Source organism: Pantoea sp. A4, assembly GCF_000295955.2.
GTDB lineage: Bacteria > Pseudomonadota > Gammaproteobacteria > Enterobacterales > Enterobacteriaceae > Pantoea > Pantoea multigeneris.
Map to the genome: position 1 here is coordinate 18,814 of NZ_ALXE01000017.1, position 15,995 is coordinate 34,808.

The 15,995-nt window shown below is 61.0% G+C and carries 10 protein-coding genes; all 10 read right to left on the reverse strand.

Annotation, left to right across the window (positions count from 1 at the left end; all coding sequences use genetic code 11):
• Nucleotides 1-4: 4 nt before the first annotated feature.
• Genes B880_RS0103185 through B880_RS0103230 form a run of 10 tightly spaced genes read right to left on the reverse strand, consistent with a single transcriptional unit; the run spans nucleotide 5 to nucleotide 15,990 of the window.
• Entirely contained in the window at nucleotides 5-7,216 is a 7,212-nt protein-coding gene (locus tag B880_RS0103185) for a putative Ig domain-containing protein (protein WP_017345923.1), read from the reverse strand.
• Between the two features lie 18 nt (nucleotides 7,217-7,234).
• Nucleotides 7,235-8,812 carry a TadE/TadG family type IV pilus assembly protein gene (locus tag B880_RS0103190; RefSeq protein ID WP_017345924.1) on the reverse strand — a complete coding sequence of 526 codons (1,578 nt, stop codon included), beginning with the start codon at nucleotides 8,810-8,812 and terminating at the stop codon, nucleotides 7,235-7,237.
• Complete coding sequence (locus B880_RS0103195; RefSeq protein WP_017345925.1) at nucleotides 8,793-9,392, reverse strand: TadE/TadG family type IV pilus assembly protein; 600 nt, start codon at nucleotides 9,390-9,392, stop codon at nucleotides 8,793-8,795. The genes B880_RS0103190 and B880_RS0103195 overlap by 20 nt, the downstream gene beginning before the upstream one ends.
• Nucleotides 9,382-9,879 (reverse strand): hypothetical protein, encoded by a 498-nt coding sequence (locus B880_RS0103200; RefSeq protein ID WP_017345926.1) that lies wholly within the window; start codon nucleotides 9,877-9,879, stop codon nucleotides 9,382-9,384. Before B880_RS0103200 ends, B880_RS0103195 begins: the two co-directional genes overlap by 11 nt.
• Nucleotides 9,879-10,712, reverse strand: a complete 834-nt coding sequence (locus tag B880_RS0103205; RefSeq protein ID WP_017345927.1) for a tetratricopeptide repeat protein — start codon at nucleotides 10,710-10,712, stop codon at nucleotides 9,879-9,881. Before B880_RS0103205 ends, B880_RS0103200 begins: the two co-directional genes overlap by 1 nt.
• Before the next feature lie 35 nt (nucleotides 10,713-10,747).
• Nucleotides 10,748-11,710, reverse strand: coding sequence for a type II secretion system F family protein (locus tag B880_RS0103210; RefSeq protein ID WP_017345928.1), 963 nt, complete (start codon nucleotides 11,708-11,710; stop codon nucleotides 10,748-10,750).
• Nucleotides 11,711-11,722: 12 nt separating this feature from the next.
• Nucleotides 11,723-12,700 carry a type II secretion system F family protein gene (locus B880_RS0103215; RefSeq protein WP_017345929.1) on the reverse strand — a complete coding sequence of 326 codons (978 nt, stop codon included), beginning with the start codon at nucleotides 12,698-12,700 and terminating at the stop codon, nucleotides 11,723-11,725.
• Between the two features lie 10 nt (nucleotides 12,701-12,710).
• Entirely contained in the window at nucleotides 12,711-14,069 is a 1,359-nt protein-coding gene (locus B880_RS0103220; protein ID WP_017345930.1) for a CpaF family protein, read from the reverse strand.
• A gap of 11 nt (nucleotides 14,070-14,080) precedes the next feature.
• Nucleotides 14,081-15,283 (reverse strand): AAA family ATPase, encoded by a 1,203-nt coding sequence (locus B880_RS0103225; protein ID WP_017345931.1) that lies wholly within the window; start codon nucleotides 15,281-15,283, stop codon nucleotides 14,081-14,083.
• Complete coding sequence (locus B880_RS0103230) at nucleotides 15,280-15,990, reverse strand: CpaD family pilus assembly lipoprotein (RefSeq protein ID WP_017345932.1); 711 nt, start codon at nucleotides 15,988-15,990, stop codon at nucleotides 15,280-15,282. The genes B880_RS0103225 and B880_RS0103230 overlap by 4 nt, the downstream gene beginning before the upstream one ends.
• Nucleotides 15,991-15,995: the final 5 nt, after the last annotated feature.

Genomic DNA, 15,995 nt, shown 5'->3' on the forward strand with positions numbered 1-15,995 from the left:
ATCTTCATGATGAAAGAGGCTGCGCCGCTGCCAGAGCATTGAGCGCCTGTAAAAGATCATTGCCATCGCCACGCTGGGCTTGTAGCGCCTGCGACACGCCCACGTGCTGCATGGCCGCTTCAGTGTGTTGCGTCTGGACTGGCTCAACCGGCGGCATGATGCGCGCGGTGTCAGGCTGGCCGGGCGTTACGGAAGCCACGGTTTTGCCTTCGCGTAAGGTGAGCAGCAGCGTCGTACCATCGGCACGCTGTAAGCGCAGTTGGATCTGTCCGTGGGGGACGTGCTGTTCATGGGTGATACGCACTTCGCCGTGGCGCGCATCGAAGCGGAGCCAGCTGGGCAGTGGACGGCCATTGGCCAATACCGCGCCGGTAAAGCCGCTGCGGCCCTGTAGGCCCGCAGGCAGTTGGAAGACGCGCTCGCCCTGCGCATTGTGTTGCCAGCTCCCCTGCCAGCGGGTCTGCTCCGCCAGTTGCTGATGGTCGCGGAAGTGCACCACTTCCAGCGTGGGCAGTAATCCCGGCATGATCGGGTCCAACTGCCACGGTGACTGGCTGTAATCCAGCGGGGTGTTAGCCGTAGCCGCCCCCCCGGTTAGGGTATTGAGGGAAGGCGTCATGGAGTCAGGCGCAGCCGCGACCATCGCCATAAAGGTGCTGTTAACCGGCGCAGTAAAAGCAGGCGTGGCCGGGAGAATCACCGGATTCACGCTGTTGCCCGGCTGGCTGCCGCCAGAATTACCGGAATCACCTGAGCCACCGGTATCACCGGAATTCCCCGGGTTGCCCGAATCACCTGAGCCACCAGTATCACCGGAATTCCCCGAATTGCCTGAATCACCCGAGCCGCCGGTATTGTCGCCATCGCCCGAGTTGCCTGAATCGCCCGAACCACCGGAATCGCCCGTTGCTGCGGTGACGCTGAGCGTCAGCGTGAGGGTTGCGCTGGCGCTCAGCGCATCACGTGCCACGATAGCCAGCGCGTAGTCACCGGTCACCGTTGTCGTGCCGCTGATGGTGTGGGTGGCCGCATCAAAGCTCAGCCCATCCGGCAATCCGCTTAGCGTCCAGCTCAGGCTATCGCCATCGGCATCGCTAAACAGGTTATCGGGCAGCGTGATGCTCACCGCCTGTCCGCTGGTGACCGTGACGGTCTGCGCGTTATCCGCTTCCGCCTCTGGCGCATGGTTAATGGTGATGGCCTGTTGCCAGCTGTTGCTGACCAACCCATTGCTGCTCAGGCTAATCGACAGCGTCACCTGCGCTGGCGTGCTGGTATCGCTGTCCTGCCAGGTGAGGTTTGCCAATACCTGACTGGCGGTTGCCGTGGTTACGCCAGCGCTGAAGGTGATGGAAAGCACGCCGTTTTGCTCACTCCAGCTGCCAATCGTCGCCTCCCCCAGGCGAAGCTCACCGCCACTTGCCAGCGTGATGCCACTCTCGGTGCTGAAACCAAAGCTGCCTTTACCGCTGCTGTCGCTGACGGTTAAGGTCGCGTTGCCGTAATCCCCCGCGCCTGCGTTGAGGCTGTCGAGGGTTTTGTCGCTCACCGTGACGCTGCTGCTAAAGGCATAGCTGCCGTCAGTCCCTGGCGTATAGATCGGTTGTGTCTGTTCCAGACTGAAACTGACCAGTTGTGCACCGCCAGCCACCACACCGCCATCGCTGCTGGTAAACAGATAAGAGGCACCCGACAGGCCCGCGTAGTCGCTGCTGGTCAGGGTGGTGAGGGCCGTCAGGTTGCCGCTGGCGCTGATTTGGTAGCTGTGCAGGCTGCCGTCGTCCAGCGTCAGGTAGAGGGTGCTGTCATCGCTGGTCATCGCCATGGCGGTGATGGTGCCGATATTCTGCATATCCGCTACCTGCACCAGTTTGCCGGTGGTTTGGTTCAGGCTGTAAATCAGCAGGTCGCTACCGCTGGCGACATAAATCAGCGAGCCATCGCTGCTGCTGGTGACATGGGTCGGGGCGGCAATGCTCACCGTGGTCCCGCTTACGTCACTGCTACCGTCATGCAACACGCCGGTCAGGGTCAGCTGACCGTCGCTACCGCGATGATAAACAATCAGCGAGTTGGCGAACTGGCTCGATACCGGGTCAGTCACCACATACAGCCAGTCGCCGCTGGCGTAGATAGCCGTCGGCGTAAACAGCACCGGCTCACTCCAGGCATCGTAGCTCAGCGTTTGCACCGCCGTCAGGCCACTGCTGTTGAGGCTGTACACCGTGAGTGCATTGTAGCTATCGGTGACATAGACACTGGTGCCATCCCCGGAGAGGGCAATCGCGGTGGTATTCCACGCCGTGACCGACTGCACCTCCGTCAACTTACCGTCACTGCTGCGGCTGAACACCGCCAGCGTACTGCCGCTGTCGCTGGCTACCAGCAGCGTGGAGCCATCTGCCGTCACGGCCATGGCAGTAATGGCAGAGAGCCCGGTATCGCTGTTGCCGAGCCAGCTGAGTTTGCCCGCGCTATCGCGGCTGAAGACCGCCACCGTGCCGCTGCCGTCGGTCACGAACAGGGTTGAACCGTCGCTGGAAAGCTGGCTCAGCGTCAGGGTGCCCAGCCCGCTGACCGCGCTCAGGCTGTCGGCGTAATCCAGCTGTGCGCTGTCGCTGTCGCCGATCACCGCCGCACTCTCTTTCACCTGCAACGTTACGGTGGAGTGGATGTCCAGCGCGGCGCTGTCGCTGCCGCCATTCTCCGTGCCGCCGTTGTCTTTAATCAGCGTCAGGGTGACATCGCGGCTGCCACTCAGGCCGTCCGCATTGCCATAGGCGACGCCATTCACCAGCGTCTGGGCAGCATCGCTGGTGATGCCATCAGTGCTGCTAATGCTGACAGTGGCCACGCCGTCGGTCACGGTCACGCTCACCGTCAGGCTGCTGTTGGTGCTGATGCGCACGCCATCACTGAGGCTGACTTTACTGCCATCAATCACCAGATACTCATTTTCACCGCTGACCAGCCCGCTCACCGTGAGGGTTATCCCCTGAATCAACTGACCGCTTTCGATGGTGTCGATGGTGGTATCGGTAAACAGCGCCACGCTGCTGTTGGCATCGCTGTAGGTCGGGTTGGCCGCAGTGGCCGTTAGCGTAGGGGGATCGTTGACCTCGGTGACATTCACCACCACACTTTTACTGGCAGACACATAGCGGTCGCTGACGGTGACCGTCAGCGTGATGGTTGCCCCTGGCGCTTTACTGCTGGTGCTCCAGCTGATCTGCTGCAACACCTGATTTGCCACTGCCGTGGTGGAGGTGGCGGTAAAGGTGAGGGTTAACGCACCCTCTTGCTGAGTAAATGTCGCAATCGCCTCACCGTTAAGGGTGATCACGCCGTTGGCGAGCGCCAGGCCATTCGCTGCCACTAAACCGTAGCTGTCGCTGCTGTCCGCGCCTGCGCTACGGGAGACGCTGAGGGTTGCGCCCTGGTAGTCGCCCTGGCCGTTGTTGAGGGCGTCATAGTCGCTGTCGGCCAGCACGAGGTCCCCGCCAATCGCCGTGGCTTCACTGCCTTCGGTCCAGGCAACGGAGGCATTGGCATCGCTGCCGCTGAAGGTGCGTAACCCACCGCTGTAAAGCCGTGAACCGCCGTAAACGGACTGTCCATCGGGCGAGATCGCCATCACCACCAGCGCCCCGCTGCCGCTGGTGGTTGAAACCAGCGTCAGGCTACCGTCGGCGGCGATCTGGTAGATCGCCATTTTGCCGGTGTTACCGCCGACATACAGCGCATCGCCATCGGCGGAGGCGGCCACCGCAAAGGGATAACCACTCACCGTGTTGTAAACGCTGGCCGAGGAGATCAGGCTCATGCTGTTGCTGCTGGCATCATAATTCAACGCCACCAGATAACTGTTGGTCCCGGAAACAATGTAGATATGCCCATTCACCGCCGTGAGGGAAACCCAGTTACCGGCCATCGCACTCGAGGTGCCCAGTGTGCCCGCATCGCTGCTGTTGCCGTCGCTGTCGGTCCAGGTCAGCGCGGTGCCATCATGGGTTAACTGACCGTCAACGTGCAGTACCCCGCTGCTGTTGGCCGAATAGACATACAGCGTGCCGCTGCTGTTCAGGGCGTAAACATTGTCCCCTTCCACCGCAAGGCCCAGCGTTCCCTCTGTGGTGAAACTCTCCTCGGCGGTCAGCTTACCCGAGGCATCCAGGCTGTAACGGGTTAAACCACTGCCGGTCATGGCGTACAGGCTGTTGCCATCGCTGGAGAGTGCCACTTTGAGCACGGTATCAGAGAGGGTCTGGCTGTTGATCAGCGTCAGTGTCCCGTCGCTGCCAACGCTAAACCCCTGCACCACGCTGCTGCCGCTGGCACTGGTGCCAGAGATATACAGCGTTTTACCGTCGGCGGAAAACGCCACGGCGGTGGTGCCTTGCAGGCCGTCGACCTGATCGGCATCGGTGCCTTGGGTGTAGGTTTTAAGCAGCGTCAGTGCGCCATCACTGTCGCGGTGATAGAGGCTGACGTAGATGGTGCCGGAATAATTAGCGCCCGTCGCCCCCACCACGGCCAGGGTTTCGCCATCGGCAGAAAGGGAGATGTTGTCAACGTAATAGCTGTAGCCGGTCAGGTTGCCGTCACTGCTGTAGCTCAGGGAACTGGTGGTCTGATCCAGCGTTGGCGCATGGTTAGCCGCTTCATCGGTGCTGATGACGCGCAGCGTCAGCTGCATTGAGGCGGTGGCACCGCTGCTGTCAGTGACGGTGACGGTTAAGGTGTTATCACTGAGGCTGGTGGCCGTGCCGCTGAGGGTGTGGGTCGCGGCATCAAAGCTTATCCCTTCCGGTAATCCACTGACCTGCCAACTCAGGGTATCGTGATAAATACTGTCGGCATCGCTGAACAGCGTGCTGTCGAGTTGCAGGCTATACGCCTGGTTTTCCACCGCCGAGGTCAGCGTGGTCGTGGCATCTGCGTTCGCTTCCGGTGCACGGTTAGCGATTTGCTCCACCGCCAGCGTCAGGGTGGTTTCAGTGCTGGCCCCGGCGGTGTCGGTGGCGGTGACCGTCAGGGTAAAGCTGCCGGTGCTGGTGGTACTGCCGCTGATGGTGTGCGTTTCTGCGTTAAACGTCAGGCCATCCGGCAGGCCGCTGACGCTCCAGGTGAGGTTATCCTGGTCGGCATCGGTAAACAGATCCGGCAGGGTAACGCTGTACTCCGTTTCTGATGTCGCGCCCGGCAGGGTGTAATTATCCGCCACGGTGCTGTCCACCGTCGGGGCATGATTCACCCGAACGGTGATGTTTTGCGCGGTGCTGTTCAGTTCGCCGTCATTCGCCACCACCGAGAGCACAACCAGCGCACTGCTGACCGAGGTGCTGGACCAGAGCAGCTGATGCAGCACCTGATTGGCTTCAGCGGTGGTGACCGCGCTGGTAAACATGACTTTCAGGGTGTCGCCGCTGGCGACGAATGTCCCGATCTGCTCGCCGTTGAGCAACAGCTGTTCGCCATTCAGGCTCAGCCCGTTGGCGCTGGATAATCCGTACTGGCTGTTGCTGCCGTCGGGTGCGGTGATGGTTATCGAGCCGTCCTGATAATTTCCGGCACCGCCGTTGAGCACATCCGAATTACTGTCGGCAAGGGTCAAGGTGTCGGCCAGCGCCACCCCACTGCTGCCGAGGGTGTAGGTTAGCTGGGTGCTGTAGCGCTCAACACTGTCGCCACCCACCACCAGCAAAGCACTGCCACTCGCCGCCAGCGCACTGCTGCCGCCGGTACTCTGGGTATCGAGGTGCGTTAAGGCACCGCTGCTGGCAATGGCAAAACGTTGAAGATTGCCGCTGCTGTCACTGACATACAGTTGACTCCCGTCGCCACTGACCGTTAGCGCATTGGCACCACTGAGGGTCTGGCTCTCCAGCACTGTGGCGGTGGTCCCGTTGAACTGCCAAGTGGTCAGGGTGCCGTCTACCGTATTCAGGCTGTACAGGGTCTTGCCATCGGCAGTCGCCGCCACCTGGTACAATGCGCTGTAATCAGTCTCTCCCGTGGTTGCGCTGGCCACCAGCGTTAAGGTGGAAACCCCGTCAACCTGGGTGGTTTTAAAGATGCTCAGCGTCTGCCCGGTCTCCATATCCACCACAAACAGATAATCGCCTGCGGTGGTCAATCCCGCTGACCGACTCACGTTATCAGTAAAGACCGAGGCATAGCTCAGGGTGCCGTCGGTGCCAACGTCAAACACATACACCCCATTCCACTGGGTGCTGATGTATAACTGTTTGCCATCGGTGCTGAGCGCTTCGTTGACCGCCGTATCGCCAACGCTGGTGCTGCTGCTTTCACTCAGGGTGCCATCGCTGGCGCGCGCCAGGGTGATCACCTCACCGCCGTTCAGCACATACACGGCGGACTCCCCCGCCACCATGCCGGTCACGCTGCTGAGATCGTCCAGCCCGCTCAGGGTCTGCACTTTGGTCAGGCCGCCATTTTCCGCCACGCTGTACACCAGTAGCGTGCCATCACTGCTGGCGACATAGGCATAATCACCCTGCGGCGAATAAGCCACCGACTTTGCGCTGTTGTTCAGATCGGAGACCGTCAGGTCATCGGTCAGACTTAAGCCGTCAGTGTCACTCAGGGTCGGTGCGAGGTTTTTACTGTTGTCGATGGTCAGATGGGCGCTGACGTCAATATCACTGCTGTCATCCGCATCGCTGATGCTGGTCAGCGTCACATCCACGCTGCCGTTACCCACATCGCTGCTTAAGGCGCGGTAGCTAATGCCATCAATCAGGTTTTCCACCGCAGCGGGCGTGACGGTATCCGCCGTATTAAGGAATAAGGTGATAGTGGCTTTGCCATCGGCCACGGCGACGTTATAGCTGTAGTAATGGCTGGCGGTTTCACCGCTGCTGGTGGTCAGCGTAATGGCGGTGCCATCCACCACCAGTGCCTGATCGCTGCCGCTGGTGCTGACGCTTACCACCAGTTTGGTGATTTCATTACCGCTGCTGTCAGCCGTAACGCTGGCCCCGCTGAACAGCGCGGTGTCCGCGCCCAGGGTGCCGGATTTATCAATAGAATACACCGCGTCTGTTGCCGCTGTGGCCGTGGCGTGGGGCGCAGTGGTGCTGGCCGTGGCATCGGCTACCGTGGCCGCAGTGGCGACGGCAGCGGCATCAAACATCATGCGCGGTTCCAGCGCCAGCGCCTGGCTCCAGGCGGGTCGGGTCGAAGTTTTTTTCATATTTTCACCTAAAGCCGGTTATTCGATCAGGCGTACAGAACTGCTCTGTCGGTTGATATCGTCAAGAATGTCATCAAGATCGCTGCTGATTTGCCCTGAGCCACTGGCGAAGCTGTCGGCATCCGCAAACTGAATGCTGCCACCGTTGTTGGTGATACAGGCCTGCAATCCCGGCACCGCCACCTGCCCAAACAAGGTACGGCCAAAATCGTTGGGGTCGCCGGGGCGTACGCCGATGAAGTAAAACAGCATCTTGCGATTGCGGAAGCTGGTGCACAGTGAGCGGAAACGTTCGGTGGCGGCGGCGTATTCCCCCCCCGCCTGGCTAACGCCATCGATGTTCTGGCCAACATAGGCGTTGTAAGCGTCGGTATCGAACCAGTCGCCGATGGTGTTCCCCAGCATCACAATCGCTTTGATGTTGCCACTGCCGCTGTCGTTGAAATCCAGCGGCCAGGTGTCATCGCCCCAGCCGCTGCTGCCGCGAAACGCCGGTGCCAGCGCCATCGCGGCCCACCCCATTGGGATGGCGTAGTTAACGTTAAACTGGGAATTCATCTGTGCCAGACGGGCATCGATGGCGGTCAGGTCGTCAGTGAGCGGCAACAACGGCGCATCAGGGCAGCCTTTGTCACCGACGATATAACGCGTGTCATTGACGCCGGTAGCAGCACCAAACATGGGGTTCGGCCCGGTCCAGGAGATGTAGGGCATCCAGGTGGCGTTTTCCGGCAGATCGTCGCGATAGCTGACGTGGAACGTGCCCGTAGGGGCTTGTTCCCAGAAGTAGTTCTCCCCTGCGTTTAACCCGCGATAGAAGCATTCGCGTTTGGTTTGCAGATCGGGCATTAACCGACTGGCGAGGCTGGAGATCCCCTGCCCGCTGGCAAACAGCGAGGTCAGCTCGACGGGCGTCAGGGCACTGCTCATTGGCCAGCTACGAATACGCGTGCTCCAGCGGGAAGCATCCCAGACATTAACCGTCTGGCTGTAGGGCACCAGCGCCAGACGACGGTCGGTGTAGCCGGTCAGGAAATCATCGGCAAACTGGCTGCCCAGCGTGCGCAGCACCGCCAGCTCACTGCTGGTTTCCGTTGAGGTGTTGGGCAACACCAGGGCCACTTCAGTCGGGCGATAGATCACCTCGGCGGTGGAGTAAATACTCTGGCTCTTATCCGCCAGATGCAGCAGCGTGCTGTGGGTGGTGAAATTCAGCGTCACGGTGTAGGTGCGGCGCGCCTTACTGCTGCGCCCGCTGCTCACCGCCACGTCAGCTTCACTCAGCTGCTGCACCAGCTCGGTGTTCATGCCGAGGTTGCTCTGGATATATTGCCAGGCGAGCGCTTGCAGATCGCTGCTGTCGTACTCGCTGTTGTTTTTCGCCAGTGCGGCACGCCCCACGGCCAGCGCGGCGGCATCGGTCGCACGTTTGACCTGGGCCGCATCCCCGGTTGCCTGCATGGTGTCCAGCGCATAGGCACCGGTCAGCAGCAACGCCATCATGCCAAAGACAAAAAACGGTGTGCCCGCGCCGCGCTCTTGTTGCCAGAAGCGGCGCAGTGCGGCACGTAACGACTTAATTTTCAGTGGTGTCATTTTTTACTCCGGCTTCATTTGCCAGATCGGTATCCAGCGTCAGGGTGCCTTCGGTCACACGCCCTACCGCTGAGGCCGTGAGGAGCGGGTTCAGCCCCAGCCCGGTAGTCAGTTTGAGATCGCTGCTCTGGCGGCACAGTTGCACCACAATCAACGAGACGGATTCACTGCCGTTTTTGGCGTCGAGTTCCGGCAAATCGCTGCCCGGCCAGCTGCTGCCGGGGGCCAAATCGCTGTCCGCGCACAGGCCGGTGGCCGTACCACGATTGAGCTGCCAGTAAACTTCCCCGGTCTGCTTAACGTTGGTGATCGTCAGTTGGTAGTTGCCGCCGCCGTTTTCCGGCAGCGTTGCACTGATCAAACCGGTCAGCCCCTGCTGGGTCAGGTTGGTTTGCATCGCCAGCACGGAACTCACCGCGCCAGCCCGCTGTTCCATGTGCTCACGCTCCAGCACCACGGTGAGGAGATCGGCAATCAGGAGTCCCGCCGCCAGCAGGATGGGAAACGCCAGCACGGTTTCCACCGCCACTACGCCCCGCTGCTGGCGCAGGAAACGGCGCAGCCCCCCGTTACTCTTCATTTAACAGCTCCGTGCCAAACACCTGTTTGTACTGGTAGCGGAAGGTGCTACCCAGTGACAGGATCTCGGGCAGCGGCGAGAGAAAGGCTTTTTTTACCTGCACCGTGACCGACCACACCGGCAACGTCTGTAGGTCAGTGCCGTTCTGATTTTCATCGGAGATGGCGACTCCGCCCATCTCACTGAGGTTGCTGAAGTGCAGCACGCTCACTGACAGGTCGTCAGCGGTCAGAAAACCGTCACTGGCGCTGACCATGCGCGCGCGCAGATCGTCACCCATCTGGCTGACATCGGCGTTTTGCAAGTCGTCGAGGCGGAACGACTGCACCGCGTTATCCAGCGCCACGCTGCCGATACCGATCACCAGACCAATGCGCGCCAGCTCAAACAGCATCATCACGCCCACCAGCACCACCGGGGCAAGAAATGCCAGCTCAGTGGCGACCACCCCACGGTTTTGTCGCCAGGCATGTTCCCAGCCGCGCATCATGGATTCGGTTCACTCAGGGAGAGAGGCTGAGTACTCGCCATCAACAGCGTGTTACTGCTGCTGGAGAGTTGCGCCGCACGGGCCTTGAGGCTGGTCAACACCGTGTCCACTTGACTGGCATCCGCGAGCTGACTCAGTACGTCACGGGCCTTGTCCTCATCGCCTTTCACCAGCCAGGCCAGCGCCAGATTGAGGCGCACGGACGGATTGCTCGCATCGGCATTGCTCAACTGTTGAATGGCGCGATCCGCCTGACCGCTCGCCAGCCACGAGAGTGCGAGGTTATTCATCACCGGAATATTCCCCGGGTCTTGCGTCAAAGCCTGCTGGAAGCGCTGGCGTGCCTGTTCATGCTGCCCTTGTGCATCCAGCAGGACGCCCGCGCCGTTAAGCGCCGTGACGTTTTTGCTGTCACGTTGCAGCGCACAGTTAAACGACTGCTGCGCCAGCCCCATTTGCCCCAGCGCCAGCTCCGCGCGGCCCATGCCGGTGCAGATCGCCAGCGCTTCACTGCTGCTCATGTTCTCCAGCGATCCGCCCAACGCATCGCGGGCGCGGCTGTAGAGCGTCAGCGCCTGAGCGGGCTGGCGCACCGGCGCGGCAACGCTGGCGTACTCCAGCATCTCCGGGCCGTTTAACAGGCCGCGCACATCCAGACGGGCGTAGACGTCAGCTGCTGCTTCCAGTCGCCCCTGATCACGCAGCAGGTGCGCCAGCTTCAGACCTTCACTCTTGTTACCTTTCAGGCCGCCTGTGGCACAGCCCGCCAACAGGCTACCTGCCAGCAGTAAAATCACGGTGCGCAGTGCGCGGGAAGATGTCATGTTCATCGGTATTCTCTTTTGATATCAGAGCGGTGGACCGCTTAGTGCGTTAACAGACGGATCACCCGCAACAGCGCGGGCGAGGCCATAATGGCGATGATGGGCGGCAGGATCAGCGCCATCAGCGGAACGCTGAGTTGAGCGGGCAACTTGCCTGCCTTCTCTTCCAGCGTCAGCAGTAAGGTTTTGCGGCTTTCATCGGCAATGGTGCGCAGCGCCTGCGACAGCGGCGTACCGTAGCGCTCGGCCTGCACCAGCGTGGCGACCATGCTTTCGATCTCCGTGACGCGAGTGCGCTCCACCAGGTGCTGCAACGCCGCGTTGCGATCCGCCAGGATTTGCAGCTCAGCGGCGGTGTAGCGCAACTCATCCGCCATTTCCGGAGAGGAGAGCCCCAGCTCCTTCGCCACCACCTGCAACACGCGTCCCATAGAGAGCCCGGCTTCGGCGCACACCACCATCAGATCCAGCGCATCGGGTACGGCACGGGCCAGCTTTTCACCACGTCGTGCGGCACGCAGCCTGAGCCAAAACTCCGGCAGCAGGCCGCCCACGAAAAAGCCCACCAGCGCGGCCGCGAGGCCCGTTAATCCAAAGCGGTCTTCCGGGGCCAGGGCACCAAACACCAGCAGCAGGGCCAGTAATGCGCCCACCACAAATTTGCCCGCCACCAGACAGCCCAGCGCTTCGTTACGGCGCAGCCCCGCCAAATCCAGCAGGCGGCGTAGCTTTTGTTTGTCACGATCGGAACCTGCCAGTTGTAATCCCCAGCGCGCGACGGATTGCATGAGTTTTTCCAGCTGTGGCGACAGCTCACGCCCCTGATTACGCAACAGGCTCTCTTGCGGCGACATCCCGTCTTCCTCCGCTGTAGCGGAGGCGAGTTGGGCGGCAATCCGTTCTTGCATCTGCTGCAACCGTGCCGCACGGCGGCTTTTTACCGCCAGCACCAGGCCCACAACAATCAGCAGTAGGGCGATAACGATCAGCGGATCGTGCAACATGCGAAGGTCTCCTTAGCCAATGCGTTTCACCATCAGGTGCGTAATCAACATGCCCAGCATCACGCTGCAAAAGGCGTAGATCAGGATCGTGGTGCCGATGGGATCGTTAAACAGGAAGTCAAAATCCTGCGGCGAGCGCAGATACATGTAGCCGAGGCAGCTGGGGAACAGCGCCGCGACGATTTTGGCCGAGGCGCGTGCTTCGGAGGTTTTGGAGAGCACTTTCAACGCCAGTTCGCGGCGCTGGCGCAGGGTTAACGTCAGGCGCTCCAGCGTTTCACCGAGGCGACCACCGGCCTCCTGATTGATGATCAGGATCACCGCAAAGAAGCGATACTCGGCCATGGGAATACGTCCGGCGCTGGTCTGGATCACCTGACGCAGCGGAATACCAAGGCGCAGCCAGTGGTCAATGGTGCGAAACTCCTGCGCCAGCGGGCCACTGAGGTGCGGTGCCACCTGGCCGAAGGTATTCGACACCGGCACACCGGCACGGCAGCTACGCGTAATGGCATCAATCGCATCCGGCAGACTTTCCCGCAGTTGGCGCAGATGCTTCTGCACCGTGGTGCGCAGCAGCAGAGCTCCCACCACCAACGTCAGTGCGAAGGCAAACACCATTCCCCAGGTCAACGGCAGCGGAGTGTGGCGTCCAACGGCCATTCCCACGATCAAACAGACGGCGAACAGCATGCCAATACGTTTGCGCAGCGTTGCCTGCCAGCCGATAAACGCCAGCTGTTGGCTGACGCTCACCACCAGCTTGCCGAGCAGCGGCACCCGCGCAAACGGCAGTTGCTGGTGGCTTTTCAGGATCGAGTCCGCTTCGCTGTCCGCGACCGCCTGCTGGAGGCCAAAAATCTGCGCCAGGCGGGCACGCTGCTGCTGCTCAATGCGTCGCTGGCGACGCCAGTAGCCCACGGCCAGCAGAATGAACAGCGCACTGAAGAACACCAGCGCGGTCAGCAAATTGAGTTTTGCAGGATTCATGACCATCGCCTCAGTGCGCAAACAGATGCTGGCGATCGCTGTAGAACTGCGGCCGCTGAATGGTTTGCACATACTCCCCGCTGACGCGGCCCTGGGCATCACTGCCCTGAATTTTGAAGCTGAACAGATCCTGCATCTGGATCACGTCCTCTTCCATGCCGCACACTTCGCTGACCGCCACCACGCGACGCATCCCGTCACGCATACGTTCAATCTGCACAATCAGGTGTACCGCACTGGCAATCTGACGGCGGATCGCCATCAGCGGCAGCTGCATATTCGCCATCATCACCATGTTCTCCAGACGTTGGATCGCATCGCGCGTGGTGTTGGCGTGAACAGTACAGAGCGAACCATCGTGGCCGGTGTTCATGGCCTGCAACATGTCGAAGCACTCACCGCCGCGCACCTCGCCCAGAATGATGCGGTCAGGGCGCATACGCAGGGCGTTGCGCATCAGGTCGCGCTGGTCAACTTTACCGCTGCCTTCCGCGCTAACCGGACGGGTTTCCAGCCGCACCACGTGGGTCTGCTGCAGTTGCAGTTCGGCGGCATCTTCAATGGTGATGATGCGCTCACGGCTGTCGATATTTTGCGACAGCGCGTTCAGCAGGGTGGTTTTCCCGGCCCCGGTTCCGCCAGACACAATCACGTTCAGCCGGGCCTGCATCGCCCGTTGCAGCACCTCCACCATCGCCGGAGACATACAGGCCTGTGCCGCCAGCATCTCCAGCGACAGGTTGCGGCGCATAAATTTACGGATCGAAATGGTGGTGCCATCAATCGCCAGCGGGTAGGTGATCACGTTGACCCTGCTACCGTCCGGCAGGCGGGCATCCACCATTGGACTGGATTCGTCGATACGTCGTCCGACGGCGGCAGCAATACGCTGGGCGGTATTGAACACGTGCTCTTCATCAATAAAGGTGATGGGCGAAAGTTCCAGCTTACCGAAACGTTCGATGAACACTTGTCCGGCCCCGTTCACCAGGATGTCATTCACCGTATCGTCAGACAGCAACGGCTGAATGGGTCCGATGCCGGTCATCTCATCCAGCATTTCACTGGCGATGCCCTCTTCTTCCTGACGCGACAGCTGCAAGCGCTGCTCATCACACAGCTGGCGGATCGCCGACTGGATCTGCTGGAGCAGGCGCTCACGGGACATCACCGCCGCACGGCCTGCATCAATCAGATCATACAGCTGGGTGCGGATCAGCTTACGATGGCTGTTCAGGCTCTCAGTGGGCTGTCGTACAGCCGGGCGAGGTTCCGGCTGAGGAACGTCCACGGTCTGCTCGGCTACGGCAGGTTCCGCCGTGCGGCGCGGGGCTTCCGGGGCTCGTACTGGGGTTTTACGCCTCAACATAACGCTCTCCTTCAGGCACGTTTAAGCAAACCGCGCAACCACGGTTTCTTTTCAGGTTGCGGACGGCTACCACAGGCGAGATCCACCAACTGTCGCATCTGCTGCTGGAAAGGCGCACTGGCCGCTAACTCCAGCGGTCCCATGGACAGGCTTTGCGTCAGGCTGTGGCCCGCGTGCGGGAGTTCCAGATCAATGCGGTGCCCGGCAAGGGCTTCGAACTGGCTGCGGCTTAACGGCGATGGGCCACTGAAGCGGCTCTGGTTGTGCACCAGCAGCAGGCGCTGCCCTTCGCTCTCATCACCAATCGCCTCCATGATGCGCTTCACATTGCGCGCATCCTGTAGGGTTAAGCCGGTGACCAGAATGCGCAGGTCGGCATGACGCGCCACGTCCAGCACGCCTTCCGGGAAGTAGGCGGGCAGATCCCAGCACACCTGGTTGAACATGCGGCACAGCGCCCCACCGAGGTTGAGAACGGTTTCGCTCTCCACCGCTGACTGCGGCTGTAAATCGGGTTTTTGCGCTAACAGGTGCAGGCGGTTATCCACCTGCAACATGGCGCGGTGCAGCAAGCGCGCATCCAGTTGGGCGCTGCTCAGCACCGCGTTGAGCCCGGCGTCATCATTCATACCTAACAGCAGCAGCTGATCGCCCTGGCGGCGGTCAAAATCCACCAGCGCGGTAGGCAGATGGCGCTCGCGGGACATCAGGCGCGCCAGCCCCATGGCGACCGTGCTGGTACCGACGCCGCCACTGGCCCCTAATACCGCCACCGTGCGTCCCATACGGGCATACTCCGGGCCGGTTAATCCGCCTTCACACTTGGCCAGGGTGGCAGAAATCAAATCCAGCGTGCAGGGCTTGACCAGGTAATCGGTCACCCCTAACTGAAGCAGCGCACGGTACAGCGTGATGTCCTGAGCCTGGCCCAGCGCAATCACGCGCGTGGTCGGGCCGCAGATCGCTAACAGCGTTTCCATTTCTGGCAGCGGCAGCGCTTCGTCATCCAGATCCACCAACAGCACCTGCGGCGGTAAATTCAGCTCGCACCAGCGGCTGGCAGCCTGAATGCCCCCGCTGTGAACCTGCACATCCTGACGTCTTAAACGGGTCAGGTTGTCACGCAGCGTGTTGGCATCGTGCTGAACAAACGCCACCAGGCCTGCGCCCCACTGTTCGTTATCCTGGGCTGCGGAGAGGGTTGCATCACTCACTGGCCTAATCCTCCGCCGCTGCTGCTGCCACCACCGCCGCCGCCACTGCCGCCGCCGGAGTTGAGGTTGAAATTAATCAGATCTTTGGCTTTATCGTTTTGATAACGCTCGACGCTGTTGACCACATACACGCCATCGGCTTCATCCAGCGCACGGGCCTGAATCAGGTCGCGTGGCTCAGCCACCATGCGGGCCAGATTGCTCTGGTTCGCGCAACCGAGATAGCCCACCGCTTCAAACGGCTTCACCATCAGCTCATCGGGATTGTTGATTTGGCAGTCAGGGGTGATCACCGCCAGCGCCTGAGACTGCACTTGCAGATCGCCGCTGCGACCCGCAGCAGGGATGCGCGGTTGGATGCGGATCAAACGCTTGTCGGCACCGGCATTGGCCAGCGCGTTCGCCAGGCGAGGGGCGAGTTGTTCACCCCGCACGCTCCACGGCGTAATGGTCAACGTCTGTTTTGCCAGACGGCCCTGTTGAGACAGCAGTTTGTTGAGCAGCGCCAGGGAATCGTCATTCAGTCCCTGTCCGCCCGGCGTGAGCTGTAAGTTCACCGCCAGCGCGCGCGGTTTCACCTGCACCGGCTGGAGCGAAGGCTGGTCGATACGTGACAGACGGATCTGGTTCATGGTGCTGTCACAGCCCACCAGCGTCAGAAGCGAGAGCGCCAGCAAGGAAAGTCGGGTATGGCTATAGGTTTTCATCGTGT

Excerpts from the sequence above, each read along its gene's own strand:
- B880_RS0103210 (WP_017345928.1), bottom strand. The coding sequence starts at position 11,710 with ATGTTGCACGATCCGCTGATCGTTATCGCCCTACTGCTGATTGTTGTG.
- B880_RS0103185 (WP_017345923.1), bottom strand. The coding sequence starts at position 7,216 with ATGAAAAAAACTTCGACCCGACCCGCCTGGAGCCAGGCGCTGGCGCTG.
- B880_RS0103215 (WP_017345929.1), bottom strand. The coding sequence starts at position 12,700 with ATGAATCCTGCAAAACTCAATTTGCTGACCGCGCTGGTGTTCTTCAGT.
- B880_RS0103205 (WP_017345927.1), bottom strand. The coding sequence starts at position 10,712 with ATGAACATGACATCTTCCCGCGCACTGCGCACCGTGATTTTACTGCTG.
- B880_RS0103195 (WP_017345925.1), bottom strand. The coding sequence starts at position 9,392 with ATGAAGAGTAACGGGGGGCTGCGCCGTTTCCTGCGCCAGCAGCGGGGC.
- B880_RS0103230 (WP_017345932.1), bottom strand. The coding sequence starts at position 15,990 with ATGAAAACCTATAGCCATACCCGACTTTCCTTGCTGGCGCTCTCGCTT.
- B880_RS0103190 (WP_017345924.1), bottom strand. The coding sequence starts at position 8,812 with ATGACACCACTGAAAATTAAGTCGTTACGTGCCGCACTGCGCCGCTTC.
- B880_RS0103200 (WP_017345926.1), bottom strand. The coding sequence starts at position 9,879 with ATGCGCGGCTGGGAACATGCCTGGCGACAAAACCGTGGGGTGGTCGCC.
- B880_RS0103220 (WP_017345930.1), bottom strand. The coding sequence starts at position 14,069 with ATGTTGAGGCGTAAAACCCCAGTACGAGCCCCGGAAGCCCCGCGCCGC.